Consider the following 25,065-nt stretch of genomic DNA (forward strand, 5'->3'; position numbering starts at 1 on the left):
GATGTGGGATTCGCCCGCGATCCAGCGCCTCGACGGCGACCGACTGCACCTGCAGCACGGCCCGATCGACGTGATTCTGCGCGCCTGGGGGGCCTCCACCGCCGTTCGCGACGCCTATGACGCGGCCATCGCAAGGTTCGGGACGATCCTGCCCGAGCTCGCCGGGGAGCTCACCGAATTGCGCAAGCCTATGAGCGACCGGCCGCGGGTGACGACGCCGGTGGCGCGCCGCATGGTCGCCGCCTGCCGGCCCCATGCCGGCATTTTCGTGACCCCGATGGCGGCGGTCGCCGGGGCCGTCGCCGACGAGTTGTTGGACTGCATGGTTGAGGCAGCCCCGCTCGACCGCGCCTTCGTCAATGACGGCGGCGACATCGCCATCCACCTGACCGAGGGCGAGACCATGGAGATCGCGGTCGCCGCGGATTTCTCGCGCGGCTCGATCCCGGCGCTCAACGGCCGCATCACCCTCAAGGACACCGACGGCATCGGCGGCATCGCCACCTCGGGTGCGCAGGGGCGGTCCTTCTCGCTTGGCATTGCCGATTCCGTCACGGTGCTCGCCCGCGATGCCGCATCCGCGGATGTCGCGGCGACCCTCGTGGCCAACGCCGTTGATATCGACGACCCGCAGGTCCGCCGCAGTCCGGCTCGCGCTCTCGACCCCGACAGCGACCTCGGCGACCACCTCGTGACAACCGCCGTCGGCGCGCTGACGCAGGCGCAGATCGCCGCCGCGCTCGACGCCGGCCGCACCCGCGCCGAGCAGTTCCGCCAGCGGGGCCTCATTCGCGACGCTGCTATCGTCCTGAAGGGCGAAACGTGCGTGCTCGGACAGACACAAAGCCTCAGGGAGATGAGACCATGACCATCGACGTCAGGAAAATCGTCGTCGGCGTCGAGGAGGTCCGCCACGACGGCGGGCCGAAGCTCGCAAAGCCCATCCTGAAGGGCTGGGTGGCCGCCATCCTGAAGAACCCCTTCGCCGGCCGCTATGTCGAGGATATCCAGCCGATGATGGATGCGCTGAAGCCGCTCGGCCTCGAATGCTCGACGAAGCTTCTCAACGCGCTGGGCGGCGACACCGCGGCGATCGAGGCCTATGGCAAGGGCTCGCTGGTGGGTGCCGCCGGTGAACTGGAGCATGGCGCGCTCTGGCACGTGCCCGGCGGCTATGCCATGCGCGAGTTGCTGGGCGAGGCGCTGTCCATCGTGCCGTCCATGACGAAGGTCGGCCCCATGGGAGCCATCCTCGACGTGCCGATCCATCACCGCAACGCGGCTTACGTGCGCTCGCACTTCGACGGCGTAACGCTGATGGTCCAGGACAGTCCGCGCGCCGACGAGATCCTCTTCGCGCTGGCCATGACCACCGGCGGGCGCCCGCATCCGCGCATGGGCGGACTGACGCAGGACCAGATCGCGAAGCGCGACGGGCAGAGGTGAGGATAGTTAGAAACACTCGCGATGATTGCATATCATACGGATTTTCCGTATGATATGGTATGGCATCGTCGCTTGATTTCGACTGGCATGATGGCAAGGCCGCTTCAAACCTGAAGAAGCACGGCTTCAGCTTCCATGAAGCCGTTGACGTTTTTTCCGATCCGGAGCGGATCGATTTTGACGTCACGCGGGCGTCGAACGGTGAGGATCGGAGAAGGACGGTCGGCAACTACGACGGCCGGCTTATGACGGTCGTCTACACGCGGCGTGGCTCGATCCATTGGATCATCTCGGCGAGGCGCGCCAATCGGACGGAGGCCAAACGCTATGGTCAAGGCTAGGCTGATCATCGACCCCAGGAATCCCCCGAGGATGTCGCCCGAGACCCGCGCTCGTCTCGACGCCATGACACCGGAGGAGATCGAGCAGAACGCGCTCGACGATCCGGACAATCCGCCCTCGACCGAGGAAGAACTCGACCGTGGCGTCGCCGGCAGGCGCGTGCGACTGCTACGCCAGTCCCTCGGTCTGAGCCAGCCGGAATTCGCCGGGCGCTACCGCATCAATCTCGCCCGCCTGCGCGACATCGAGCAGGGGCGCACCATGCCGGACAGCGCCTTCCTCGCCTATATCACGGTGATCGAGACCGAACGCGAGGCGGTGGACAGGGCGCTCGCCTCCTGAGCGCCGCGCGTCCATTCCGGGAGCGGCCACCAGCCCTGCCGCGTGGCCGTGCCCTATGGACCGCGGCCGCATGGCCTCGCTATGGAGAAGCGACCTGTCTCCATGATGAGTGCTGACGTCCATGTCGTCCCAGACCGATCTTGCCGGCCTCCTCGTCGTCTCCGTCGAACAGGCGGTGGCGGCGCCCTATGCCGCCTCGCGTCTCGCCGATGCCGGCGCCCGCGTCATCAAGATCGAGCGTGACGAGGGCGACTTCGCCCGCCGCTACGACCGAGCGGTGGATGGCGAGAGCGCCTATTTCGTCTGGCTCAACCGGGGCAAGGAATCGGTCGTCCTCGACCTGAAAGACGAAGGCGACCAGGCGGTGCTGGCGGCGATGGTCGCGAAGGCCGACGTGTTCATCCAGAACCTCGCCCCCGGCGCGCTGAAGCGCATCGGCTTCGGGATGGAGACGCTGCGCAGGCGCCATCCGCGCCTCATCACCTGCTCCATCTCCGGCTATGGCGAGGAAGGCCCGTGGCAGCACCTGAAGGCCTATGACCTGCTGGTGCAGGCCGAATCCGGCCTGTCCGAGATCACCGGCGAGGGCGACAGCCGCGCCCGCGTCGGCGTCTCCGTCTGCGACATCGCCGCCGGCATGACCGCCTTCCAGGCCATCCTGCAGGCGCTGATCGGCCGCTCCATCACCGGCGAGGGCCGGCACATCGCCGTGTCGCTCTATCACGCGCTCGCCGACTGGATGAACGTGCCCTACCTGCAATATGCCTATGGCGGCATCTATCCGCCGCGCTCGGGTCTCAATCACCCGACGATCGCGCCCTACGGGGCCTATCCCTGCGCCGACGGCAAGGCGATCCTCTTCTCCATCCAGAACGAGCGCGAATGGGCCTCGCTCTGCGAGAACGTTCTGGGCGATGCCGCCATCGCCACGGACGAGCGCTTCAACGCCAACGTCAAGCGCGTCGCCAACCGCCCGGCGCTCGACGCGCTGATCCTCGCCGCCTTCGCGAAGGTGCCGCGCGAGGCGATCGTTGCGAAGCTCGAGAAGGCAAAGGTCGCCTATGGCCGCGTCTCCTCGCTGGACGACCTCAAGGTCCATCCGCAGAACCGTTACATCGAGGTCGAGACCCCGGCTGGCCGCAAGCGCTTGCTGGCGCCTGCCGCGATCCACGATGGCGCGACGCCGCAGTTCGGGCCGGTGCCGGCGCTCGGCCAGCACACGGCGGCGGTGAAGGCGGAGTTCGGTGGCTGACTACCCCGCCGCGGTCGCTTCCCAGCCGCCGGTGGTGCGGGAGAACAGGATCGGCGTGGCATTGCGCCTGAGCTCGGTATGGAGATCGACGCCGGTCAGCGCCGCCAGCACCAGCAGCACGCCGCCGTGCGAGACGATCAGCACGTCGCCCTCCGGATCGTCCTCCTGCGCCATCCAGCGCGACAGCGCATGGCCGGTGCGGTGAACGAAGGTCGACAGCCGCTCGCAGGCCGGCGGATCGACGCGCCAGTCGAGCGTGCCGACCGGCGTGCCGAACAGACCCATGTACATGCGCTCCTGCAGCGCGGCGTCCGGCTCGGGCGTCACGTCGCGGCCGTCGGTGACCACGGCGGCGGTGCGCCAGGCGCGCATCATCGGACTTGCCGCGACACGCACGATCGACGCCAGCGCCAGGATCGAGGCGGCCTCGGCCGCCTGCGCCTCGCCGGTCTGGTTCAGCGGCGTCTCGGGGAACTGGTAGATGCCCTTCCGGTTGCCCTCGGTCTCGCCGTGGCGCAGAAAGATCAGGCGCGACAGGCGCGGCCGGAACGGCACGGCACGCGCCAGGTCCTGAATGGCGTCGAAACCGAGCGTCGGCGCGACCTGTGTCGGGGTTCCGCTGGCCAAGGGGCATCTCCTGGAAAATCGGGCGTTGGCATGAACCAGCCGGCGGCCGATGTCAAAGGGGCGAGGGCCCTCATCCCCTGTTCTCCCCCTCGCCTTCCGCCCGGCCTTGAGCTAGCAAGACGCCATGACCGCCCAGACGCAGCGCCCCTCCATCCGTGACCGCATCCGCCCCATCGCGACGGGCGAGCCGGTTCTGGCGGCGCATTTTCTCGGCGACGAGGCCGTCTTCGTCCTCGCGTCGGGCGAGGTCGTCGTGGCGGGCGAGGCCGAAAAGCGGATCAGCCTGCACGACGGCGGCATTCTGGATACGGCCGGCGACGGAACGCTGCTCCTGACTGGCGGCGACGATGGCCGCGTCATCGCCTACGACGGCAAGGGCGAGCCGCGTGTGCTCCACGACAGCGGCGGCACCTGGATCGACCGCGTCGCCCTCGGCCCCAACGGCGCGATCGCCTGGAGCGCCGGGCGCAAGGCCTTCGTCTCGCAGACCAAGGGGGAAGCCAAATCGCTGGCCCTTCCTTCCGCCGTCGGCGGCCTCGCCTTCTTCCCCAAGGGGCTGAGGCTGGCCATCGCCCACTACAACGGCGTGACGCTCTGGTATCCCAACGTGACGAGCGAGCCGGTCCGTCTCGAATGGAAGGGCTCGCATCTCGGCGTCGCCGTCAGCATCGACCAGCGCTTCGTCCTCACCACCATGCAGGAGCCGCAGTTGCACGGCTGGCGGCTCGAGGACGGCCAGCACATGCGCATGTCCGGCTACCCCGGCAAGGTGCGCTCCATCTCCTGGGCCATGGGCGGCAAGTTCCTGGCGACGTCCGGCGCGAGCGAGGCGATCCTCTGGCCCTTCTCCGGCAAGAACGGTCCGATGGGCGCGACCCCCACCATGATCGCACCGGCCGCCAAGGCCGGCATCCGGGTGACGCAGGTCGCCGGGCACCCCGGCGCGCCGGTGATCGGTGCCGGCTTCGCCGACGGCCTGATCCTGCTCTGCCGGATCGAGGACGGCGCCGAGATCCTGATGCGCGAACCGGACGGTGACGCCATCACGGCGCTCGCCTGGCGGGCCGACGGCAAGGCTGTCGCCTTCGGCACCGAGAGCGGCAAGGCGGGCCTCGCCATCCTCTGAGCCGTCAGCCGCCCGCGGGCGGCGCGGCCTGCGCCCGCGCCTGGGCGATGCCGAGGACGCGCTGGTAGACGCGCCCGACGACCAGCAGCACCAGGCCGAGGCCGATGAAGGACAGCGCCCGCCACAGCCCGGTGAGCCCGGCCATGTCGACGAGGAAGACCTTCAGCACCGCGAGGGCCACCATGCCTGCCGAGGCGAGGCGCAGCGTGCGGCTGCCGAGCCAGGCCCCGGCTGCGAGCAGGGCGATGCCGAAGACCAGCCACACCGCGGAATAGGCGTAGAGCTCGGCATCCGAAATGTCGCGGAGCGACACCTCGCCGCGGAAGAGCAGCGCCACCGTGATGTTCAGGTAGTTGACCAGCATGGCGAGGCCGAACAGACCCATGATCCGGCTCTCGACGGCCCGGCCCGCCTGCCGCTCAAAGACGGCGGCCGCCAGCGCCAGCAACGCGCCGAGGCCGTAGCCGAGCATCGCCCAGTTGATGATCGGGTGGGGGCCGGCATCGGCCCCCGTGAACCAGGGATTGAAGGCAAAGCCCATGACGACCGCGATCCAGGCCCAGGATGCATAGCGGACGACCAGAACGGCGTTCTCCCACAGCGCGCCGGTGCGGATCGCGGCGAGGCGCGACAGGCCGAGGCCGAAGGCGAGCATGGTGACGGTATGGGTTGCTGCCTCGGGGAAGCGCATGGGGGCAGCGAAGAGCCGGAGCCCGTGGGCGCCGAAGGCATGGCGCACCTGGACGATCACCAGCAGCGCCGTGAAGACCAGGGCGAGCGCCTCGAGGATGCGGACCGGCGCATCCTCGCCGCGCCGCTGGCGCAGCATGACGGAAGCCACGGCGGTCGCGAGGGCCGGCAGCCCGTAGCCCGGCAGCAGCCAGTTGAACACGATCGTCTGGCCGACATCCAAGCCGTTGATGGCCGGGTCCCAGAGGACCCGTACGAGAACGCCAGCGCCGGCCAGCGCCGCCACCCAGCGCAGCTGTGGCAGCGGCCGGAAGGTGTAAACCCAGGCGATGCCCGCGATCATCAGGCTGAGCGCCAGGGTCAGCCAGGCGCGCTCCAGCAGCAGGGTGAGCGCGAAGGCGAGCGCCGCCAGCGCGCCGATGGCGTAGAGCGCGGACGCCGAGGCGAGGCCCGGCCGCTGGCCGGAGCGCAGGCGATGGGCGGCCTCCGTTGCCGCGCCGAAGCTCGCCGCCAGAACCATGGCGAGGGCGGCGAAACGCGGCGAGATGACGAAGCCCTCGACCTTGCCATAGACGATGGCGAGGATCGCCAGCGGCACCACGACCGAGGTTGCCGCAAGCGTCAGCACCACCCAGGCCTCGCGCTGGCGGCGCCAGACGCCAAGGAACGCCGGACCGATGCCGAAGAGCAGCGCGAAGGCAAGGCCCGACCAGGTCAGACGCGAGAGCGTCGCCGGAAACTCCGGCGGCACGCCGAGCGGATCGGCGAGGCCGGACGGTTTCATCCCCACGGCCCAGCCGAGCAGGATGAGGAGCGCGAATAGGCCGGTCACGGGAATGGCGACAGTGACGGACGGCGCGCGCCAGGCGAGCGCCATGACGGCGGCCGCGAGCAGCAGGTAGAGCGCGACGGCGGTCATCTCGCGCTGGCCTTCGGCCACGGCGAGCATGCCGAGAAGTGCGAAGGCGGACAGAATGGCCGTCGCCACCACGTCGCCGCCGCGCTCGCGGGGTTCGGCGAAGCGGATGCCCGGAACGACGAAGAGGGCCGCGGTGACGATGCCGGCGAGCGCCTGGACGAGGCTCGGATAAGCGCCGCCCGAGGTCGCGACCAGCGTCAGCGCGCCGAGGCCGACCGACACGGCGGTGGCCGCGAGGCGCAGCCAGGACCAGTTGCGGATCCAGGCGAGGGTGAAGCAGGCCGCGGTGATGATCGCCGCATAGATCGGAAAGACGTAGGGGTTCGGGTCCTTGGCGGCGACGAGGAAGGGTGCGGCGAAGGCGGCGACGAGACCGATGGCGCCGAGCAGCGGCCCGTGCAGGCCGGCGAGGACCAGCGTGCCGATACCGACGCCGCCCAGCGCGACGAAGGTGAAGGCCGGCCCGATGAAGTCGTAGAGCGCGTGGGCGGCGTAGATGGTGCCGAAGGCGGCGACCGAGCCGGCCCCCGTCAGCGCCGAGGGGATGTCGGCGAGCGGCAGGGTCGGCAGGCCCTTGTCGCTGCGACGCAGCCATTCGCCGCCGGCGAGCAGCGCCATGGAGAACAGCAGGCCGAGGGCGATGCGCATGCCCGGGCCGATAAGTCCCTGCTCGATGGAATAGCGCACGAGGAAGATACCGCCGAGACCGAGGGCGACGGCACCGACCCAGACGGCCCAGCGCGAGCCGATGGTCTCCTCGAAGCCGCCGAGATTGGCGGGCGGTGCAGGCGGAGGAGCGGCGGCCGGCGGCGCGTCCAGCGGGTCGACGGCGTCCAGCGGGCCGGCGCTGGTGACGGCGGGAACCGTGCGCCGGGCGGCCAGGATGGGCTCGGAGACAGCGGGCTCGGCGACAGCGGGCTCGGAAACGGGAAGAGGTTCGTCGGGACGCGCGGCGACCGGCGGCTCCCCGGTCGGGACCAGCCCGGCGTCGACGGCGGGGATGACGGGCGCCACGGGCAGCGGCTGGCCTGACGCGAGGCCGGCCCGGATCAGCCCCAATTCGGTTTCTGTCTGCCTGAGACGCAGTTCAACGGCATCAAGGCGGCGCTTGGCATCGCCGGACCGGATGAAGGCGGCGATGGCGAGGATCGGCAGGCCGAAGACGACGGCGATGGCGACGAGAACGCCGAAGACGATTTCCATCCGGTGCGGCCTCCCGAGGCCGAATTCGACATGCGCCGACGCGGAATGCGCCAGCAGAGCGTCCGCGAAATGAGCCCGCAACATTTCCGCCCGATGCCGCGCACCGGACCGATTGTCACCGGAAGGTCTTGCGAAAGTCTCGCCGGCGGCCCGGAACGATCAGCGCAGCAGCCGCAGCGAGAAGGGTTCGCCCTCGTAGGCGTCGCGGCCGCGGCCGATGCGCTCGATCGCCGCCACCATGCGACCGTCGCGGCCGAGCTTGCGGTCGGCGAGGGCGACGAGGCGCAGGTTCGGCGTGGCGCTGGGGCTGAGACGGCGCAGTTCGCGCGCAAGGTCGTCCTCGTCCTGTCCCGGGTGGATGGCGCAGGCGGTGATGAAGGCGGCGGCGGTGGAGCGGCTGATCCCCGCCCAGCAGTGGACGACGAGCGGGCTCGCCGTGCCGTGGCCTTGCCACCAGCCATCGACGAAACCGAGCAGGCGGTCGACATGGGTCTCGCCCGGCGCCACATAGCCGTCCATCGGCGTGACGATGTCGTTCATGCCGAGGAAGAGGTGATCCTCGGGCTGGACGGCGGCGGGACGCGGCACCGCCGTGCCCTGGTTGATGAGGGTCACCACGTGGCGCGCGCCCGTCGCCTCGACGGTCGCGGCAAGGCGCGACAGCGAACAGACGTGAACCTCCATGGACAACCTCCTCGGGTCCCGGAATCGGGGACGTTCAACAGATAGCGCGACACAGGCGACACGGCGATGAGGGAGATGTCGCAGTCTCCGGCCGACGGGCGCGGGATGCGCCCTCATCCACCGAGGGCGGTGAACCGGTCGAGATAGGCGGCCTTGGCGGCCTCGGCCTCCAGCGGCACGAGCACCGGCGGCACGCCCTTCGCGCCGCCGAAGACGCCGGCCGGCGAACCGAAGATCGCGGCGGCCTCGTCCAGCCCGAAACCCGCGAGTTGCGTCGCCTCGAGAAAGGCGGCGATGTGGTCGGCCTTCTTGGTGAGGGCCGCGATCTCGGCGGGCGCCACGGCCGGCAGGCCGAAGCGGATGTGGATGGCCGCCATCAATCGCGCCTCCACCGCCTTGTAGTCGCCGCCGATCACCGCCTTGAACGGCGAGATCATGTCGCCGATGACATATTCCGGCGCGTCGTGCAGCAGCACGGCGAGGCGCCAGCGCGTCTCCAAACCGGGCTTCAGGCGCGTCGCGATGTCCTCGACCAGCAGGCAGTGCTGAGCGACCGAGAAGACGTGCGGCCCGGTGGTCTGGCCGTTCCAGCGGGCGACACGGGCAAGGCCGTGGGCGATGTCCTCGATCTCGACGTCGAGGGGCGAGGGATCGAGCAGATCGAGGCGGCGGCCGGACAACATGCGCTGCCAGGCGCGCGGCGCGCTCTGCCGGGAGGGGGACGGACGGGAAGCCATGGCCTTTCCTGCCTGCTTCGCCGCACACCGGCAAGACCGGTTTTGGCAGCAGCGAGGCGGCTCGGCGCAGCGGGCCGGGCCGACCGGTCAAGGTGGACGGCGGAACGGCGGCGCGCTAACCGGGTTGCTGCAGCGTGTCCCGCCCCAGGGGCCGCCGTTTCGCAAGGATGCCGCATGACGATCGCCGCCGAAGGGCGCCTGCCGGACCGCCCGAAGGACCGGCCGGGTCCGCGCCGGATCGACCTCGTCGATGTGGCGCGCGGCACGGCGCTCATGGCGATGTTCATCTACCACTTCGCCTGGGACCTCTCATTCTACCGTCTGATCGCGACCGACATCGTCGCCCATGCCGGCTGGCGCTGGTTCGCCCACGCAATCGCCGGTTCCTTCCTCGCCCTGGTCGGGGCAAGCCTCGTCCTCGCCACGCGCCAGCGGCTCGACACCGCCGGCTACCTCCGGCGGCTGGCGCTCGTCGCCGGCGCTGCCGCCCTCGTCACGGCCGGCACCTATGCCTTCATGCCCGATGCCTATGTGTTCTTCGGCATCCTGCACCACATCGCGGTGGCGAGCGTCCTCGCACTGCCCTTCCTCCTGCTGCCCACACTGGCGGTCGCAGGCGCGGCGGTGACCGCCTTCGCGCTGCCGCATCTCGGCGTCCATCCGCTGTTCAACAGCGACCTGCTGCTGTGGATCGGGCTCGGCGACCGGCCGATCCGCTCCGGTGACTTCGTGCCGCTGCTGCCCTGGTTCGGCTGCGTCCTCGCTGGCATCGTCGCGGCGCGGCTTGCGCTGCGGATCGTCGGCGAGGAGCGCCTCGCCGCCTGGCGGGCGACCTCACGGCCGGCGGCGCTCGTGGCCACGATGGGGCGGCACTCGCTACCGGTCTATCTGGTTCACCAGCCGGTCCTGATCGGCCTCATCCTCGGCTGGATGTGGCTGTTCCCGGGAGCGGCCACACAGCGCCCGATCGCGGACAGCGATACGCGCCCCTTCGTCGAGGCCTGCATGCGCACCTGCATCAGCAACGGGCAGGCGGAAGACGTCTGCCGCGATGCCTGCACCTGCACGGCCGACGGCCTCAAGCGCGACAATCTCTGGGGACAGGCGCTGTCGGGACAGATGAGCACGACCGAGCGCACGCGGGTCGGCGAGATCGCGCGCATCTGCACGCAGGGGGAGTGAGGCGCGCTGAATCAGGCAAGTGCGTCCTTCGAGGCTCGCCTTCCAGGCTCGCACCTCAGGATGAGGTGGGTTGGAGGCCTGCATCGGGGCCGGCCAGGGTGTGACCGTCGTGATTCATTTCAACCGTGGTGCCGCTCACACCCCCCTCATCCTGAGGTGCGAGCCCCGGCGATGCCCCAGCATCGGCCGGTGGCGAGCCTCGAAGGACGCACTCGGCCGATGCAGGGCGCTGGCTCTCAAGCGCATCCAGCCCCTCACGCCAGCGCCTTCACCTCCTCGTGGCGGAAGCAGCCGACCATGTGGTCGTTGGTCATGCCCACCGCCTGCATGAAGGCATAGACGATGGTGGGGCCGACGAAGGTGAAGCCGCGCGCCTTCAGGTCCTTCGAGATGGCCTGCGCCACGGCCGTCTCGGTCGGCACCTGCGAGCGGTCCCTGAAATCCGGCTGGAGGGGGCGGCCGTCGACGAAGCCCCAGAGGTAGTCGGCGAAGCCCTGCCCGCGCCCCATCATGTCGCAATAGATGCCGGCCGACTTCACCGTGCCGACGATCTTGGCGCGGTTGCGGATGATGCCCGGGTCGGCCATCAGCGCCTCCACCTTGTCCGGCGCATAGCTGGCGATCACCTCGGGGCGGAAGCCGTCGAAGACCTTGCGGAAATGGTCGCGCTTGCGGAGGATCGTGATCCACGACAGGCCGGCCTGGAAACCGTCGAGGATCAGCTTCTCGAACAGGGCGCGGTCGTCGCGCTCCGGCACGCCCCAGTCCGTGTCGTGGTAAGCGACGTAGAGCGGGTCGTGGCCGGGCCACCAGCACCGGGGCTTGCCGTCTGCGTGATCGGTGAGCAACATTCGGGTCTCCTGCCGAATTATTTTACACTTAAAATATTTTTTACGGACGGGGTTGTTCGCGAAAATTCCACGGCGATAATGCCTTCGCATCGGCCGCGACCACGGACAAGCCCGGGGCGGCTTTGGACCCGAGTTCCCCTCGGGGTGGGAGGTTTTCGATGAAGCGCATTCTCGTTCCCCTGGCGCTCGGCGCGGCCGCGGCCTTCGCCTCCATTCCAGCCAAGGCACAGGAGCCGATCCGCATCGGCGTGATCCAGACTCTATCCGGCCCTGCTGCCGTCCTCGGTCAGCAGGCACGTGATGGCCTGCAGCTCGCGGTGCGCCAGCTCGGCGGCCGCATGGGCGGCCGGGAGGTTCAGGTCATCGTCGTCGACGACGAACTGAAGCCCGACGTCGCCGTGCAGCGCGTGCAGGCGCTCATCGACCGCGACAAGGTCGACTTCATCGTCGGTCCGATCTTCTCCAACATCCTGCAGGCGATCCATGCGCCGGTGGTCAACTCGCAGCGCACCTTCCTGATCAGCGCCAATGCCGGCCCGTCCAGCTATGCCGGCCGCGGCTGCCACGAGAACTTCTTCGTCACCTCCTACCAGAACGACCAGGTTCACGAGGTGCTCGGCGCCTACGCCCAGCGGCAGAACATGCAGAAGGTGTTCCTGCTCACCCCGAACTATCAGGCCGGCCGCGACGCCATGGCCGGCTTCAAGCGGCATTTCCGCGGCCAGATCGTCGACGAGGTCTACACCCCCCTGGGCCATCTCGATTTCTCCGCCGAACTCGCCCGCATCGGCTCCTCCGGCGCCAGCGCGCTGTTCACCTTCATGCCGGGCGGCATGGGCGTGAACCTCGTGCGCCAGTACGGCCAGGCCGGTCTCACCCAGCGCGTACCCTTCCTCTCCGCCTTCACGGTGGATGAATCGACGCTGCCGGCCCAGCAGGACGCCGCCATCGGCATGCTCGCCGGCATGACCTGGGCGCCGAACATGGACAACCCGCAGAACAAGAAGTTCGTCGCCGACTACGAGGCCGCCTATGGCCACGTGCCCGGCTCCTACGCCATGCAGGCCTTCGACGCGGCGATGCTGATCAACAGCGCCGTCACCGCGACGGGCGGAAACCTCGCCGACCGCGCCGCCGTGCGCACGGCGCTGCGCAAGGCCGACTTCACCTCGCTGCGTGGCCGCTTCCGCTTCGCCAACAACCACTATCCGATCCAGGACTTCTACACCGTGCGCGCCGCCAAGCGGCCGGACGGCAAGTTCCAGACCGAGATCGTGGAGCGCATCTTCGAGAACTACACGGACGTCTACGCCGCCCAGTGCCAGATGCGGTGGTGATCTCCTGAGGCCCTGCATCGGCTGAGTGCGTCCTTCGAGGCTCGCTCACGCTCGCACCTCAGGATGAGGAGGGGGAGACCGGCACTTCGCGCATCGGCGGTTCCGCCGGTGCGGCCAGACCACGCTGTTGCAACCGCTCCACCTCCCTCATCCTGAGGTGCGAGCGCAGCGACCCTCGAAGGACGCACTTGCCTGATGCAGGGCTGGTCGTCCGTGCATCCCGATCGCCAAGGTCCGATGTCCTCCACGCTGCTCATCATCCAGACGCTGAACGGGCTGCAGCTCGGCGTGCTCCTGTTCCTCATCGCGGCGGGGCTAACGCTGGTCTTCGGCGTCATGGACTTCATCAATCTCGCCCACGGCGTGCAGTACATGCTGGGGGCCTATCTCGCCGCCATGTTCGTCGCCTGGACCGGCAACTTCTTCCTCGGCATCGCCCTCGCGCTGATCACGGCCCTTGCCTGCGGCCTGCTGCTGGAGGTGGTGGTGATGCGCCACCTCTACGACCGCGACCACCTCGAACAGGTGCTGGCGACCTTCGGCCTGATCCTGTTCCTCAACGAGGGCGTGAAGATCGTCTGGGGCGCGGCCCCGCTGCAGGTGCCGATCCCGCCCTCGCTTTCCGGCACCATCCCTATCGCGGACGGCGTGCTCTACCCCGTGTGGCGCCTCGTCATCATCGCCTCGGGGCTCATGGTGGCGCTCGGGCTCTACCTCGTGGTGGCGAAGACCAAGGTCGGCATGCTGATCCGGGCGGGCGCGACCAACGCGCCCATGGTCTCGGCGCTCGGGGTCGATATCCGCCGCCTGTTCATGATCGTCTTCGGCTTCGGCGCCATGCTGGCGGGCTTTGCCGGCTGCATGGCGGCGCCCGTCTTCTCGGTCGAGCCGGGTATGGGCGACAACCTCCTCATCCTCGCCTTCGTCGTCATCGTCATCGGCGGCATCGGCTCCATCCGCGGCGCCTTCATCGGGGCGCTGCTGGTCGGCCTCGTCGACACGCTTCTGCGCTCCTTCTCGGTGGACCTCCTGCGCCTCGCCGGGCTGTCGCCGTCGGATGCGCGCACCGTCGGCCCGGCCATCGCCTCCATGTCCATCTACATCCTGATGGCCGCCGTGCTGTTCTTCCGGCCGACCGGCCTGTTCCCGGCCAAGGGCTGAGCCATGGCCGAACCCTCCCTTCCGAGCATTCCCGCAACACCGCCTCTCTGGCGCCGCCTGTGGCTTCCTGCCACCGTCTTTCTGCTGCTCGCCCTGGTTCCGCTCGTCTGGGGCGAGCGCTTCATCCTCGGCCTCGTGACACGGGCCATGGTCATGGCGATCGGCGCCCTGTCGCTCGATCTCATCCTCGGCTACGGCGCGCTCGTGTCCTTCGGCCATGCGGCCTTCCTCGGCCTCGGCGCCTATGCGGTGGCGATCCTGTTCTCCCATGACATCGTCGATGCGGCGATCGCCTTTCCCGTGGCGATCCTCACCGGCGCGGGCTTCGCTTTGGTCACAGGTGCCATCTCGCTGAAGACCCGCGGTGTCTATTTCATCATGATCACCCTTGCCTTCGGGCAGATGGCCTATTTCACCGCGACCAGCCTGTCGGCCTATGGCGGCGACGACGGCCTGAGGATGTTCCACCGCTCCGAGGTCTTCGGCACGCGCATCCTGGCCAACGACACCACCTTCTACTTCGTGGTGCTGGGCACACTGATCGCCTGCTACCTGCTGCTCCGGGCCATCGTCGGCTCGCGCTTCGGCCGGGTGCTGCGCGGCGCCAAGGAGAACGAGCGGCGCATGCGGGCGCTCGGCTTCGATCCCTTCCGCTACCGCCTCGCCGCCTATGTCATCGCCGGCGCCATCTGCGCGCTGGCCGGCGCGCTCTTCGCCAATCTCGGCATGTTCGTGGCCCCGGCCTACATGACCTGGCAACGGTCGGGCGAGTTCATCGCCATGGTGGTCCTCGGCGGCATGGGCACGCTCATCGGCCCGATCATCGGCGGCATCGGCGTGACGCTGGTGGAGGAGTGGCTGGCCGAACTGACCCAGCACTGGAAGGCGCTGTTCGGCCCCATGGTGGTGCTGGTGGCGATCTTCGCCCGCGGCGGCATCGTGAAGCTGCTGGACCGGGGGGACAGGCGATGACCGCCCCCATCCTCTCGCTGTCGAACCTCCACAAGAGCTACGGCGCGCTGAAGGTCACCGACGGCGTGACGCTCGACATCGCGCCGCGCGAACTCCACGCCATCATCGGCCCCAACGGAGCCGGCAAGACCACCCTGATCGGCGAGATCGTCGGCGAGGTGGCGCTGGATGCCGGCACCGTCACCTTCGGCGGCGAGGACGTGACGCACCTGCCGGTCCACGCCCGCGCCCTGAAGGGCCTCACCCGCTCGTTCCAGATCACCCAGGTCCTGCCCGGCTTCACGACGCTGGAGAACGTCGCCATTGCCGCCCAGGCCCATGACGGCTCCTCGTTCCGCTTCTTCCGTCCCGCCGCCGCAGACCAGCGGCTGAACGAGACGGCCATGGCCACTCTCGACCAGATAGGTCTTGCGCCCCGCGCGTCCTCGCCCGCTGCAAGCCTGTCGCACGGCGAGAAGCGCCAGCTCGAGATCGCCATGGCGCTGGTCTCCGAGCCGAAGCTCCTCCTCCTCGACGAGCCCATGGCCGGCATGGGGCGCGAGGAGACCGAGCGCATGGTGGAGGTGCTGCTGGCGCTGAAGGGGCGCTACCCCATGGTGCTGGTCGAGCACGACATGCACGCCGTCTTCCGCCTCGCAGACCGCATCTCGGTACTGGTCTATGGCCGCGTCATCGCCTCGGGCCTGCCCGAGGTGGTGCGCGCCGACCCGGCCGTGCGCGAGGCCTATCTGGGCGAGGAGGACTTCGCATGACCGATGTCGATCTCGCCATCGACGCGGAAACGCGCCTTGCCGACCAGCCGCGCGATGCCCGCCCCGAACTCAGGCTCTGGCTGCGCCTGCTCACCTGCACCACCATGATCGAGCGGGAGATCCGACGCCGTCTCGCCGATCGGTTCCAGATCACCCTGCCGCGCTTCGACCTGCTGGCCCAGCTCGACAAGTCGCCGGACGGCATGACGCTCGGCGAGATCTCCCGACGCATGATGGTGACCAACGGCAACGTCACCGGGCTCGTCGCCCGTATCGCCGAGCAGGGCTATGTTGAGAAGCGGCGCGATACGGCGGACGGCCGTGTCCAGCGTATCGCCATGACCGACCGGGGACACGCGGAATTCAACCGCATGGCGCGCGAGCACGGCGCCTGGGTGCGCGAGTTGCTCGCCGGGCTCGACCCAACCGAGCGCGAGGTGATGATGGGGCTGCTGGCGAAGACCAAGGCCTCCGTCGCGCGCGCCGCCGTGGCCCGGCAGGAGGGAGGCGGACCGTCATGCTGACCGTCTCCAACCTTGAGGCCGGCTATGGCGACGTGCAGGTGCTGTTCGGCGTCTCGCTCGGCGTCGGCAACGGCGAGGTGGTCACCCTGCTCGGCCGCAACGGCATGGGCAAGACGACGACCATCAAGTCGATCTTCGGCCTGCTGAAGCCCGCGGCGGGTTCCATCGACGTCGATGGCGTGGCGCTCGCCGGCAGCCCGCCCTTCAGGGTGGCGCAGGCCGGGCTCGGCCTCGTGCCCGAGGGACGGCAGATCTTCCCCAACCTCGATGTCGAGGAGAACCTCGTCGCCACCGCTGCCAACCGCGACGGGCGGGAGCAGGCCTGGACGCTGGAGCGGGTCTATGAATTCTTCCCGCGCCTGAAGGAGCGCCGCCGCAACATGGGCAACCAGCTCTCGGGGGGCGAGCAGCAGATGCTGGCCATCGGCCGGGCGCTGATGACCAATCCGAAGCTGCTCGTCCTCGACGAGGCGACCGAGGGCCTCGCCCCGGTCATTCGTGCCGAGATATGGGCCTGCCTCGCGCGCCTCAAGCAGGACGGCCAATCGATCCTGGTCATCGACAAGAACGTCGATGCTCTGGTCAAACTGGCCGACCGGCACCTGATCCTCGAGAAGGGCCGGATCGTCTGGGAAGGGACGAGCGGCGACTTCCTCGCCAGTCCCGACCTGAAGGACCGCTACCTGCACGTCTGATCGGATCGTTCATGACCACCTCGCTTGCCGCCAAGATCACCCGCGACTACGGCACGCCCGCCGTCGTCATCGACATGGACCGGGTGGAGGCCAACATCGCCCGCATCCAGGCCCAGTGCGACGCTGCGGGCGTCGCCAACCGCCCGCACATCAAGACGCACAAGAGCCCGGAACTGGCGAAGCTGCAGGTCGCCGCCGGGGCGAAGGGCATCACCTGCCAGAAGATCGGCGAGGCCGAGGTGATGGCCGCCGCCGGCATCGACGACATCCTCATCAGCTACAATCTCCTCGGCGAGGAGAAAATGGCACGGCTCGGCAGGCTGCTCGAGACCACGACGATGACGGTGGCCGCCGACAATCCGGTGGTGATCGGCGACCTGCCCAAGGCGGCCGCAGCCGGCGGCCGGCCGCTCGGCGTCGTCATCGAATGCGACACGGGCCGCAAGCGCGCTGGCGTCGAGACGCCGAACGAGGCGATCGAACTCGCCAAGCTCGTCGCCGCCTCCCCCGGCCTCGCCTTCAGGGGCTTCATGATGTACCCGACCGAGGACGGCTGGCCGGAGGCGCAGAAGTTCCTTGATGCGGCGCTGGCCGGCATCCGGCTCGAAGGCCTCGACGCGGAGATCGTCTCCACCGGCGGCTCGCCGAACATGAAGAACGTCGGCAAGCTCAAGGGCGCCACCGAGCACCGGCCCGGCACCTACATCTACAACGACCGCATGCAGATCGCCGCCGGCGTCGCGACGCTCGATGACTGCGCCCTTACCATCTACACCACTGTCGTCAGCCGTGCCGGCCCCGACCGCGGCATCCTCGACGCCGGCTCCAAGACGCTGACCTCCGATCCCGGCGGCGGGCTCGACGGCTTCGGCCTCATCCTCGAGCATCCGGAGGCACGCATCGCCCGCTTCGCCGAGGAACACGGCATGCTCGACCTGACGAAGTGCAACGAGCGGCCGAAGGTCGGCGACGTGGTGCGCGTGGTGCCGAACCATGTCTGCGTCGTCGTCAACATGGTGGACGAGGTGGTGATGGTGCGCGGCGACGAAATCGTCGGCATATTGCCGGTCGCAGCCCGCGGCAAGCTGAGGTGAAGGAGACGCGACCGATGAGTCCCGAAGACAAGCTCGCCCAGTTGGGCCTGACCCTGCCGCCGACGCCAACCCCTGCCGGCAACTACGTGCCGTTCCGGCGCGACGGCGCCATCGCCTATCTCGCGGGACAGGGCCCGCGCCGGGCGGACGGATCGCTGCATTCCGGCAAGGTCGGCGGCGACGTGACGGTGGAGGCAGCCTACGAGCACGCCAAGCTGGTCGGCCTGCAGATCCTCGCCTCAGCCAAGGCGGCGGCTGGCGGCGACCTCTCCAAGGTGGAGTTTCTCAAGGTCCTCGGCATGGTCAATGCCACGCCCGATTTCGGCGACCATCCGCGCGTCATCAACGGATTTTCCGACCTGATGGTGGCGGTGCTTGGCGATCGCGGCCGTCATGCGCGTTCCGCCGTCGGCATGGGCTCGCTGCCGATGGGCATCACGGTCGAGGTGGAGGCGGTGATCAGGATTCACGACTGAGTCGGATTTGCATCTAGAATCACTGCATCGTTGCTGCCTCAGCCGAAAAATCGAAAGAGGCGGATTGAGATGGATATCGAAAAGCTCCGACAGGCTGAGCTTGTAAACGCCCTGAATGGCAATTTTACTTGCTTTGAAGAGGTTCGACTTCGGCCAGCGTTGTTCCCGCGTCTTACAATCCGCGCCGATATCGTAGCATTTCCAGATGATTCACGATTCCGAGACTGCGCAATCGCATTTGAAGTGAAAGAACCCAACGATAGTTGGAAATATGCTCGCTGGTCTCATAGCGTTAAGCAAGCTAGCGATTACGTGTATGCGACTGTTCTTCCAGACACACGCATCGGAAGCAATGCGGGGCGAATGGTATGCGGCGCCTTTATATACCCTGCGCCAGCTTATCACTTGGGTGGCGGTGAGGACGTTCAGAGTCTACTGACGGGCATATTTCATTTGGCAATTCATTTCCGGGTTGGTCGCGCATTTTTCGAGCCACTCCGAAAGCCCCCTCGGTTCAATTTGACGATGGGTCCAAACGAAGTATGGCGAAGCGACGTTGGATACACTGGTCAGGCTGAGGGACTGCTAAAGGGGAAGCGTCCAATAGGGTCGCAGCGAATTGATGTTTTCGCGGAACTCAAGAGCCGATAGCCTCCCGCCCCCTACTCCGCGACCACCGCCGTCGCCTCGATCTCGATCTTCGCAGCCACCTCCACCAGCCGCACCACCTGCACCACCGCCATGGCCGGGTAGTGCTGCCCGAAGATCTCGCGATAGGCGACGCCGATGGCCCGCAGGTTGGCGGAATACTCCTCCACATCCGTCACGTACCAGGTGAGGCGGACGATGTGGTGGGGACTGGCGCCGCCCTCGGCCAGGATGGCGCGGATGTTCTCGAAGCACTGGCGCGCCTGGGCGACGAAGCCCTCCGCGAAGTTCCCCATGACGTCCCAGCCGACGACGCCGCCGGTGACGATGATGCGGCCCTTGGCCGCCATGCCGTTGGCATAGCCGCGGGGCACCGGCCAGCCCTTGGGGTTGAGGGTGACGGGGCGGACGTCCTCGTCCGGCAGGGCGAGCGGGATCACGGGTGTCACGGGCTGGGTCATGGAGCGTCTCCGGCGGCGCGCGTCTATTCGGCGGCCTTGGCGTTGTCGTCGGATGGGCCGGCCGCCTCGCGGGCGGCGCGCTCGCGGAGGGCGAAGCGCTGCAGCTTGCCGGTCTCGGTGCGCGGCAGGCTGGGCACGAAGGCGATGTCGCGCGGATACTTGTAGGGCGCGATCTCGTTCTTGACGAAGGCCTGCAGCTCGACGGCGAGCGCCGGTGTCAGCGTGACCTCCGGCTTCACCACCACATAGGCCTTCACGATCATGCCGCGCTCGGGGTCGGGCCGGCCGACGACGCCGGCCTCGGCGACGGTCGGATGGGCGAGCAGGGCCGCTTCCACCTCGGGTCCTGCGATATTGTAGCCGGCGGAGACGATCATGTCGTCGTTGCGCGCCTGGTACCAGAAATAGCCGTCCTCGTCGGCGACATAGGTGTCGCCGGTGACGTTCCAGCCGTCGCGGACATAGGTCCGCTGCCGGTCGTCGGCGAGATAGCGGCAGCCGGTCGGACCGCGCACGGCGAGACGGCCGGGCGTGCCGGGGGGCAGGTCCTCGCCGTTCGCGCCGATCACCTTCGCCTCATAGCCGGGCACCGGCTTGCCCGTCGCGCCCGGGCGGATCGCCTCCTCCGGCGCCGAGATGAAAATGTGCAGCATCTCGGTGGCGCCGATGCCGTCCATCAGCTTGAGGCCCGTCGCCGCCTGCCAGGCATCGAAGGTGGCCTTCGGCAGGGCCTCGCCAGCCGAGACGCATTTGCGCAGGGAGCGCCAGTCGTGATCCCCGAGCAGCGGGATCATGGCGCGGTAGGCGGTCGGCGCGGTGAAGCAGATGGTCGGCCTGAAGGCGGCGATGGCCGGCAGCAGGTCGCCGGGCGAGGCCTTCTCGAGCAACACGGTCGAGGCGCCGACGCGGAAGGGGAACAGCACGAGACCGCCGAGACCGAAGGTGAAGGCGAGCGGCGGCGAGCCGATGAAGCGGTCTGAGGCGGTGGGCTTCAGCACATTGCCCGCATAGGCGTCGCAGATGGCGAGCAGGTCGCGATGGAAATGCATGGTGCATTTCGGCTCGCCGGTCGTTCCCGAGGTGAAGCCGAACAGGCAGACATCGTCGCGCGCCGTGTCGACCGCGGCGAAATCCGCCGATGCCGCGGCGGCGAGCGACTGCAACTCGGAGAAGGTGACGATGCGCTTGAGGAAGCGGGAGGTGCCGGTGGCCTTGGTCAACTCCTCGGTGAGCCTGTCGTCGCAGAGCGCCAGGGCGATCTCCGCCTTGTCGACGATCTGGCCGAGTTCGCGGGCGCGCAGCAGCGGCATGGTGGCGACGACGATGCCGCCGGCCCGGATCACCGCGAGGTAGGCCGCGACCATGGTCGGGTTGTTCGGCGCGCGCAGCAGCACCCGGTTGCCGGGCACGAGACCGAGGGACCCGGTGAACACATTCGCGATGCGGTTCACCTCAGCCGCAAGGTCGGCATAGGTCCAGTGCGTGCCGTCGGGCGCGAGGATGGCGGTGCTGTCGCCCCTCCCCTCGGCCAGGTGCCGATCGATGAACGCGGTCACGCAGTTGAGGCGCTCGGGATAGGCGAGTTCCGGGCGATCGAAGAGGAAGGTCGGCTGCAGCTCGGCCGGCGGCAGGCCGCGGGCCGCGAAGGTGTCGACATGGGCGGAGTGGAGAGGAGCGAGAGGATCAAAGGAGGACATGGCGGCTCTCCCTCAGATCTCGCCACCGGCCACCGGCAGGGCGATGCCGGTGACGGCTGCGGCCTGATCGGAGACGAGCCAGAGCACGGCCCCTGCGACCTCTTCCGGCCTGATCAGGCGGCCGATGGGCATGGACTTCGTGAGGTCGGCGAGCGCCGCCTCCGGCGTGCGACCGGTCTTCGCCACGATGGTGTCGATGGAGCCGGAGACGAGGTCCGTCTCGGTGAAGCCGGGGCAGACGCAGTTGACGGTGACGCCGGAGGTCGCGACCTCCCGCGCCAGCGACCGCGTCAACCCGACCACCCCGTGCTTTGCCGCGCAATAGGCGGAGACATAGGGATAGCCGGTGAGCCCGGCTGTCGAGGCGATGGAGACGATGCGCCCGGATCCGCGCGCCACCATGCCCGGCAGGACGAGGCGGATGGCCTCGAAGACCGCCGTGAGGTTGAGCGCGATCATCCGGTCGAACAGCGCGCGGTCCATGCGTTTGATCGGCGCGGTCTCGGCATGGCCGGCATTGTTGACGAGGATGTCGAGATTGCCGGCATCGGCGAGGGCGCGCTCCAGCGCTCCCGCGTCGGTCACGTTGCACGTAAGGGCTTGGGCCGCGGCGCCGAAGGCGATGGCCTCATCGAGAGCGGCCGGGTTCCTGCCCAGGATGACGACCTCGGCGCCCTGCCCGGTCAGCGCCGCCGCAATGGCCCGGCCGATGCCGCGCCCGCCCCCGGTGACGAGCGCCCGCTTGCCGGCGAGCGGCCGTGCGGCGGATGATGAGGCGGCGGCGGGGTCCGTCGGCATCGTGGCCTCCTGACAGAATAGTTTAAGCTTCAAATAATTCCCGGCAAGGGGCTTTCGCTGCCTTGCCGCCGATTGTTTTAAGCCTAAACTATTTTGTCGAGCGGGCGGTCCAGCGGCCGCCGCCGGGCGGCAGGCCGACAGAGGAGACGTCCATGCGCATCGCGGTGATCGGCGGCGGACCGGGCGGGCTCTATTTCGCCATCCTCACGAAGAAGTGGCAGCCCTCGGCCGAGGTCACGGTGTTCGAGCGCAACCGCCCTGATGACACGTTCGGCTTCGGCGTCGTCTTCTCCGATGCGACGCTCGACATCTTCGAGCGCTACGACGCCGAGAGCTACCGTGCCATCACCGAGAACTTCGCCTACTGGGACGACATCGAGGTGCGGTTCAAGGGTACGGTGCACCGCATCGGCGGCAACGGCTTCTGCGGCTGCTCGCGCCAGACGCTCCTGATCCTGCTGCAGGAGCGCGCCCGCCAGCTCGGCGTCGCGATGCGCTTCCAGACCGAGGTGGAGCCGAACCTCGGCGCATTCGAAGGCTATGACCTGATCGTCGCCTCGGACGGCATCAACTCGCGCATCCGCGAGGCGAGCCGCGACCACTTCCAGCCCGAGGTGGACCTGCGCCCGAACAAGTTCACCTGGCTCGGCTCGACCCGCGAACTCGACGCCTTCACCTTCTTCTTCCGCGAGACGGCGCACGGCATCTTCATCGCCCACACCTACCAGTACGAGCCGGGCGGCTCGACCTGGGTGATCGAGACCGACCCCGACACCTTCGCACGTGCCGGCCTTGACCACATGGACGAGGAGGCCTCCGCGCGCTTCCTCGAGCAGGTCTTCGCCGAGGAACTCGCCGGCCATCCGCTCATCACCAACCGCTCGCTGTGGCGGCAGTTTCCGATGATCCGCTCGAAGCGCTGGGTGAAGGACAATGTGGTGCTGATGGGTGACGCCAAGGGCACGGCGCATTTCTCCATCGGCGCCGGCACCAAGCTCGCCATGGAGGATTCCATCGCGCTCTTTGACGCATTACGCGCCAAAGGCACCGTCAAGGAGGCGCTCGCCTCCTACGAGACCGACCGGCGCGAGGAGGTGGAGCGCACCCAGCACGCCGCCGACGTGTCTCTCGTCTGGTTCGAGCATGTCGACCGCTTCTGGGACATGGACCCGCGCCAGTTCGCCTTCGGCCTGATGACGCGCTCCAAGGCGATCACCTACGAGAACCTCAAGCTGCGCGCCCCGGACTTCATCGCGACCGCCGACCGGATGTTCGCGGAAGGCGTGCCCGGCGCCGACCTGGAACGTCCGCGGCCGCCGCTGTTCCAGCCGCTGGCGCTGCGCGACATGACGGTCGAGAACCGCGCCGTCGTCTCCCCCATGTGCATGTACTCGGCGGTCGACGGCCTGCCGACGGACTGGCACGTCGTCCACTACGGCGCCCGCGCCGTCGGCGGCGCCGGCCTCGTCTACACCGAGATGGTCTGCGTCGCCCCCGACGCCCGCATCACCCCCGGCTGCGCCGGCCTGTGGAACGACGCGCAGGAGGCGGCATGGACGCGGATCGTCGCCTTCGCCCACCAGAACTCGCGGGCGAAGATCTGCCTCCAGCTCGGCCATGCCGGCAGAAAGGGCGCGACCAAGCTGATGTGGGAAGGCATGGACCGGCCGCTGGCCGAAGGCGCCTGGCCCCTCGTCTCGGCCTCACCCCTGCCCTACTATCCCGACAGCCAGGTGCCGGCCGAACTCGACGAGGCGGGCATGGCTGGCATCACCGCGCAGTTCGTCGCGGCGACCGAGCGCGCCGTGCGCTGCGGCTTCGACATGCTGGAACTGCACTGCGCCCACGGCTACCTGCTGGCGTCCTTCCTGTCGCCGCTCACCAACACCCGCAGGGACGGGTATGGCGGCTCCATCGACGACCGGCTGCGCTTCCCGCTGCGGGTCTTCGCCGCCATGCGCGCCGCCTGGCCGGCGGACAAACCCATGTCAGTTCGGATCTCCGCCAGCGATTGGGCCGAGGGCGGGCTGACGGAAGCCGATTCCATCGCCATCGCCCGGGCCTTCGCCGAGGCCGGCGTCGACCTGATCGACGTCTCCACGGGCCAGACATCGCCGAAGAGCCGGCCGGTCTATGGCCGCATGTTCCAGACATCGTTCTCGGACGCGATCCGCAACGAGGCCGATGTGAAGACCATGTGCGTCGGCAACATCACCTCGGCCGACCAGATGAACACGATCCTCGCCGCGGGTCGCGCCGACCTCGTGGCGCTCGGCCGCCCGCATCTCGCCGACCCCTCCTTCATGCTGAAGGCGGCCGCCTGGTACGGCGTCGACATCCACCAGCCGCCGCAGTACCAGCCCGGAAAGGACCAGGCGCTGCGCAACGCAGTGAAGGACAGGGCCGATTTCGAGGCGCTGAAGATCGCGGCGCGGCCGAAGCGGCACGCACGGGGGTCGTTCGAGCGGAAGGCGGCGGCGGAATAGGGCTCAGCGCAGGTCGGTGAGACGAAGCGTAACCATGCCAAGATCCGGGTGCGCCGGGGTCAGCGCCTCGTCCTTCGACAGCCGGAGGGCGGTGCCATAGCCGTCGGGGCGCGGCCTGCGATGGATCGTGACATCCAGCCCCTGGGCATTGACGACCCAATACTCATCGACGCCATGGCGCGCCATAAGACCGGCCTTCCGACCGAGATCGAAGGCCAGGCTCGTGTCCGTCACCTCGACGGCCAGGAGAATGTCGGCAGGGGTCAACCGCTCGCCGGTGAAATCGCGGTACACGACGATGTCCGGCGACAGGAAAGTGGTCTCGGAAAGCTGCAGGGTTGGTTCGACCCCGACGCGAAAGCCCACGGGAAGCAGCCGCGCGAAGGCCATGGTGAGATCATCCTGCACGCGCTGATGGATGCGGTTCTTCGCGTTCATCGGGACGAACTCCCCCTCGATCAGTTCGACCCTTTCATCCTCCCGAAGAATGCCGGTCTCGACCATGCGGAAGGCGTCCTCGACGGTGAACGCCCGCCGCGGCAGTCCTTCGGCTCCCTGCGTGA

At 68.5% G+C, this 25,065-nt stretch carries 25 protein-coding genes; 16 read left to right on the top strand and 9 right to left on the bottom strand.

Annotated elements, in window-relative coordinates:
- Position 1 precedes the first annotated feature (1 nt).
- The 5 genes from ACJ4V0_RS04715 to ACJ4V0_RS04735 all read left to right on the top strand — a co-directional run bounded on the left by ACJ4V0_RS04715 (position 2) and on the right by ACJ4V0_RS04735 (position 3,382).
- Entirely contained in the window at positions 2-868 is an 867-nt protein-coding gene (locus ACJ4V0_RS04715; RefSeq protein WP_448298401.1) for a UPF0280 family protein, read from the top strand.
- On the top strand, positions 865-1,446 hold the full coding sequence (locus tag ACJ4V0_RS04720) for an amino acid synthesis family protein (protein ID WP_448298402.1): 582 nt from the start codon (positions 865-867) through the stop codon (positions 1,444-1,446). Before ACJ4V0_RS04715 ends, ACJ4V0_RS04720 begins: the two co-directional genes overlap by 4 nt.
- A 59-nt stretch (positions 1,447-1,505) precedes the next feature.
- Complete coding sequence (locus ACJ4V0_RS04725) at positions 1,506-1,787, top strand: BrnT family toxin (protein WP_448298403.1); 282 nt, start codon at positions 1,506-1,508, stop codon at positions 1,785-1,787.
- A gap of 31 nt (positions 1,788-1,818) precedes the next feature.
- On the top strand, positions 1,819-2,130 hold the full coding sequence (locus ACJ4V0_RS04730) for a helix-turn-helix domain-containing protein (protein WP_448298404.1): 312 nt from the start codon (positions 1,819-1,821) through the stop codon (positions 2,128-2,130).
- Between the two features lie 121 nt (positions 2,131-2,251).
- Positions 2,252-3,382 (top strand): CaiB/BaiF CoA transferase family protein, encoded by a 1,131-nt coding sequence (locus ACJ4V0_RS04735; protein WP_448298405.1) that lies wholly within the window; start codon positions 2,252-2,254, stop codon positions 3,380-3,382.
- On the opposite strand, the gene ACJ4V0_RS04740 is transcribed toward ACJ4V0_RS04735, so the two are convergent.
- The gene (locus tag ACJ4V0_RS04740) at positions 3,383-4,009 is read right to left on the bottom strand and encodes a histidine phosphatase family protein (RefSeq protein WP_448298406.1); all 627 of its coding nucleotides are present in this window, start codon (positions 4,007-4,009) and stop codon (positions 3,383-3,385) included.
- Positions 4,010-4,133: 124 nt separating this feature from the next.
- Here ACJ4V0_RS04740 and ACJ4V0_RS04745 point away from each other — a divergent pair, with 124 nt between their 5' ends.
- On the top strand, positions 4,134-5,135 hold the full coding sequence (locus tag ACJ4V0_RS04745) for a WD40 repeat domain-containing protein (protein ID WP_448298407.1): 1,002 nt from the start codon (positions 4,134-4,136) through the stop codon (positions 5,133-5,135).
- A gap of 4 nt (positions 5,136-5,139) precedes the next feature.
- Here ACJ4V0_RS04745 and ACJ4V0_RS04750 read toward each other — a convergent pair whose 3' ends face one another.
- The 3 genes from ACJ4V0_RS04750 to ACJ4V0_RS04760 form a co-directional block, all read right to left on the bottom strand.
- Entirely contained in the window at positions 5,140-7,947 is a 2,808-nt protein-coding gene (locus ACJ4V0_RS04750) for a DUF2339 domain-containing protein (RefSeq protein WP_448298408.1), read from the bottom strand.
- 159 nt (positions 7,948-8,106) lie between these two features.
- Positions 8,107-8,631 (bottom strand): tyrosine phosphatase family protein, encoded by a 525-nt coding sequence (locus ACJ4V0_RS04755; RefSeq protein WP_448298409.1) that lies wholly within the window; start codon positions 8,629-8,631, stop codon positions 8,107-8,109.
- 113 nt (positions 8,632-8,744) lie between these two features.
- Entirely contained in the window at positions 8,745-9,368 is a 624-nt protein-coding gene (locus ACJ4V0_RS04760) for an HD domain-containing protein (protein ID WP_448298410.1), read from the bottom strand.
- A gap of 174 nt (positions 9,369-9,542) precedes the next feature.
- Here ACJ4V0_RS04760 and ACJ4V0_RS04765 point away from each other — a divergent pair, with 174 nt between their 5' ends.
- Positions 9,543-10,550 carry an acetyltransferase domain-containing protein gene (locus ACJ4V0_RS04765; protein WP_448298411.1) on the top strand — a complete coding sequence of 336 codons (1,008 nt, stop codon included), beginning with the start codon at positions 9,543-9,545 and terminating at the stop codon, positions 10,548-10,550.
- A 254-nt stretch (positions 10,551-10,804) separates the two neighbouring features.
- Here ACJ4V0_RS04765 and ACJ4V0_RS04770 read toward each other — a convergent pair whose 3' ends face one another.
- Positions 10,805-11,401, bottom strand: a complete 597-nt coding sequence (locus tag ACJ4V0_RS04770) for a DNA-3-methyladenine glycosylase I (RefSeq protein WP_448298412.1) — start codon at positions 11,399-11,401, stop codon at positions 10,805-10,807.
- A 158-nt stretch (positions 11,402-11,559) separates the two neighbouring features.
- Here ACJ4V0_RS04770 and ACJ4V0_RS04775 point away from each other — a divergent pair, with 158 nt between their 5' ends.
- From ACJ4V0_RS04775 to ACJ4V0_RS04810, 8 genes are all read left to right on the top strand, one after another.
- The gene (locus ACJ4V0_RS04775; RefSeq protein WP_448298413.1) at positions 11,560-12,738 is read left to right on the top strand and encodes an ABC transporter substrate-binding protein; all 1,179 of its coding nucleotides are present in this window, start codon (positions 11,560-11,562) and stop codon (positions 12,736-12,738) included.
- A gap of 237 nt (positions 12,739-12,975) precedes the next feature.
- A complete protein-coding gene (locus ACJ4V0_RS04780) occupies positions 12,976-13,899 on the top strand; it encodes a branched-chain amino acid ABC transporter permease (protein ID WP_448298414.1) in 924 nt (307 codons plus the stop codon).
- 3 nt (positions 13,900-13,902) lie between these two features.
- Entirely contained in the window at positions 13,903-14,871 is a 969-nt protein-coding gene (locus ACJ4V0_RS04785; RefSeq protein ID WP_448298415.1) for a branched-chain amino acid ABC transporter permease, read from the top strand.
- Positions 14,868-15,623, top strand: a complete 756-nt coding sequence (locus tag ACJ4V0_RS04790) for an ABC transporter ATP-binding protein (protein WP_448298416.1) — start codon at positions 14,868-14,870, stop codon at positions 15,621-15,623. Before ACJ4V0_RS04785 ends, ACJ4V0_RS04790 begins: the two co-directional genes overlap by 4 nt.
- Complete coding sequence (locus ACJ4V0_RS04795; RefSeq protein WP_448298417.1) at positions 15,620-16,147, top strand: MarR family winged helix-turn-helix transcriptional regulator; 528 nt, start codon at positions 15,620-15,622, stop codon at positions 16,145-16,147. The genes ACJ4V0_RS04790 and ACJ4V0_RS04795 overlap by 4 nt, the downstream gene beginning before the upstream one ends.
- Positions 16,141-16,842 (top strand): ABC transporter ATP-binding protein, encoded by a 702-nt coding sequence (locus tag ACJ4V0_RS04800; RefSeq protein WP_448298418.1) that lies wholly within the window; start codon positions 16,141-16,143, stop codon positions 16,840-16,842. Before ACJ4V0_RS04795 ends, ACJ4V0_RS04800 begins: the two co-directional genes overlap by 7 nt.
- Before the next feature lie 11 nt (positions 16,843-16,853).
- The gene (locus ACJ4V0_RS04805) at positions 16,854-17,936 is read left to right on the top strand and encodes an alanine racemase (protein WP_448298419.1); all 1,083 of its coding nucleotides are present in this window, start codon (positions 16,854-16,856) and stop codon (positions 17,934-17,936) included.
- 14 nt (positions 17,937-17,950) lie between these two features.
- Entirely contained in the window at positions 17,951-18,412 is a 462-nt protein-coding gene (locus tag ACJ4V0_RS04810; protein ID WP_448298420.1) for a RidA family protein, read from the top strand.
- Positions 18,413-19,074: 662 nt separating this feature from the next.
- Here ACJ4V0_RS04810 and ACJ4V0_RS04815 read toward each other — a convergent pair.
- Genes ACJ4V0_RS04815 through ACJ4V0_RS04825 form a run of 3 tightly spaced genes read right to left on the bottom strand, consistent with a single transcriptional unit; the run spans position 19,075 to position 22,016 of the window.
- Positions 19,075-19,521, bottom strand: coding sequence for a RidA family protein (locus ACJ4V0_RS04815; RefSeq protein WP_448298421.1), 447 nt, complete (start codon positions 19,519-19,521; stop codon positions 19,075-19,077).
- Between the two features lie 23 nt (positions 19,522-19,544).
- Positions 19,545-21,218, bottom strand: a complete 1,674-nt coding sequence (locus ACJ4V0_RS04820; RefSeq protein WP_448298422.1) for an AMP-binding protein — start codon at positions 21,216-21,218, stop codon at positions 19,545-19,547.
- Positions 21,219-21,230: 12 nt separating this feature from the next.
- Positions 21,231-22,016, bottom strand: coding sequence for an SDR family NAD(P)-dependent oxidoreductase (locus tag ACJ4V0_RS04825; protein ID WP_448298423.1), 786 nt, complete (start codon positions 22,014-22,016; stop codon positions 21,231-21,233).
- 152 nt (positions 22,017-22,168) lie between these two features.
- Between ACJ4V0_RS04825 and ACJ4V0_RS04830 the strand changes: the two genes are divergently transcribed.
- Positions 22,169-24,502 (top strand): bifunctional salicylyl-CoA 5-hydroxylase/oxidoreductase, encoded by a 2,334-nt coding sequence (locus ACJ4V0_RS04830; RefSeq protein ID WP_448298424.1) that lies wholly within the window; start codon positions 22,169-22,171, stop codon positions 24,500-24,502.
- A gap of 3 nt (positions 24,503-24,505) precedes the next feature.
- On the opposite strand, the gene ACJ4V0_RS04835 is transcribed toward ACJ4V0_RS04830, so the two are convergent.
- The gene (locus ACJ4V0_RS04835) at positions 24,506-25,006 is read right to left on the bottom strand and encodes a Uma2 family endonuclease (RefSeq protein WP_448298425.1); all 501 of its coding nucleotides are present in this window, start codon (positions 25,004-25,006) and stop codon (positions 24,506-24,508) included.
- Between the last annotated feature and the right edge of the window lie 59 nt (positions 25,007-25,065).

The organism is Phreatobacter aquiterrae, assembly GCF_053471285.1.

Excerpts from the sequence above, each read along its gene's own strand:
- ACJ4V0_RS04825 (WP_448298423.1), bottom strand. The coding sequence starts at position 22,016 with ATGCCGACGGACCCCGCCGCCGCCTCATCATCCGCCGCACGGCCGCTC.
- ACJ4V0_RS04730 (WP_448298404.1), top strand. The coding sequence starts at position 1,819 with ATGTCGCCCGAGACCCGCGCTCGTCTCGACGCCATGACACCGGAGGAG.
- ACJ4V0_RS04790 (WP_448298416.1), top strand. The coding sequence starts at position 14,868 with ATGACCGCCCCCATCCTCTCGCTGTCGAACCTCCACAAGAGCTACGGC.
- ACJ4V0_RS04775 (WP_448298413.1), top strand. The coding sequence starts at position 11,560 with ATGAAGCGCATTCTCGTTCCCCTGGCGCTCGGCGCGGCCGCGGCCTTC.
- ACJ4V0_RS04805 (WP_448298419.1), top strand. The coding sequence starts at position 16,854 with ATGACCACCTCGCTTGCCGCCAAGATCACCCGCGACTACGGCACGCCC.
- ACJ4V0_RS04795 (WP_448298417.1), top strand. The coding sequence starts at position 15,620 with ATGACCGATGTCGATCTCGCCATCGACGCGGAAACGCGCCTTGCCGAC.
- ACJ4V0_RS04765 (WP_448298411.1), top strand. The coding sequence starts at position 9,543 with ATGACGATCGCCGCCGAAGGGCGCCTGCCGGACCGCCCGAAGGACCGG.
- ACJ4V0_RS04715 (WP_448298401.1), top strand. The coding sequence starts at position 2 with ATGTGGGATTCGCCCGCGATCCAGCGCCTCGACGGCGACCGACTGCAC.
- ACJ4V0_RS04780 (WP_448298414.1), top strand. The coding sequence starts at position 12,976 with ATGTCCTCCACGCTGCTCATCATCCAGACGCTGAACGGGCTGCAGCTC.
- ACJ4V0_RS04760 (WP_448298410.1), bottom strand. The coding sequence starts at position 9,368 with ATGGCTTCCCGTCCGTCCCCCTCCCGGCAGAGCGCGCCGCGCGCCTGG.
- ACJ4V0_RS04830 (WP_448298424.1), top strand. The coding sequence starts at position 22,169 with ATGCGCATCGCGGTGATCGGCGGCGGACCGGGCGGGCTCTATTTCGCC.
- ACJ4V0_RS04755 (WP_448298409.1), bottom strand. The coding sequence starts at position 8,631 with ATGGAGGTTCACGTCTGTTCGCTGTCGCGCCTTGCCGCGACCGTCGAG.
- ACJ4V0_RS04720 (WP_448298402.1), top strand. The coding sequence starts at position 865 with ATGACCATCGACGTCAGGAAAATCGTCGTCGGCGTCGAGGAGGTCCGC.
- ACJ4V0_RS04810 (WP_448298420.1), top strand. The coding sequence starts at position 17,951 with ATGAGTCCCGAAGACAAGCTCGCCCAGTTGGGCCTGACCCTGCCGCCG.
- ACJ4V0_RS04735 (WP_448298405.1), top strand. The coding sequence starts at position 2,252 with ATGTCGTCCCAGACCGATCTTGCCGGCCTCCTCGTCGTCTCCGTCGAA.
- ACJ4V0_RS04750 (WP_448298408.1), bottom strand. The coding sequence starts at position 7,947 with ATGGAAATCGTCTTCGGCGTTCTCGTCGCCATCGCCGTCGTCTTCGGC.
- ACJ4V0_RS04770 (WP_448298412.1), bottom strand. The coding sequence starts at position 11,401 with ATGTTGCTCACCGATCACGCAGACGGCAAGCCCCGGTGCTGGTGGCCC.
- ACJ4V0_RS04835 (WP_448298425.1), bottom strand. The coding sequence starts at position 25,006 with ATGGTCGAGACCGGCATTCTTCGGGAGGATGAAAGGGTCGAACTGATC.
- ACJ4V0_RS04800 (WP_448298418.1), top strand. The coding sequence starts at position 16,141 with ATGCTGACCGTCTCCAACCTTGAGGCCGGCTATGGCGACGTGCAGGTG.
- ACJ4V0_RS04815 (WP_448298421.1), bottom strand. The coding sequence starts at position 19,521 with ATGACCCAGCCCGTGACACCCGTGATCCCGCTCGCCCTGCCGGACGAG.
- ACJ4V0_RS04745 (WP_448298407.1), top strand. The coding sequence starts at position 4,134 with ATGACCGCCCAGACGCAGCGCCCCTCCATCCGTGACCGCATCCGCCCC.
- ACJ4V0_RS04820 (WP_448298422.1), bottom strand. The coding sequence starts at position 21,218 with ATGTCCTCCTTTGATCCTCTCGCTCCTCTCCACTCCGCCCATGTCGAC.
- ACJ4V0_RS04725 (WP_448298403.1), top strand. The coding sequence starts at position 1,506 with ATGGCATCGTCGCTTGATTTCGACTGGCATGATGGCAAGGCCGCTTCA.
- ACJ4V0_RS04785 (WP_448298415.1), top strand. The coding sequence starts at position 13,903 with ATGGCCGAACCCTCCCTTCCGAGCATTCCCGCAACACCGCCTCTCTGG.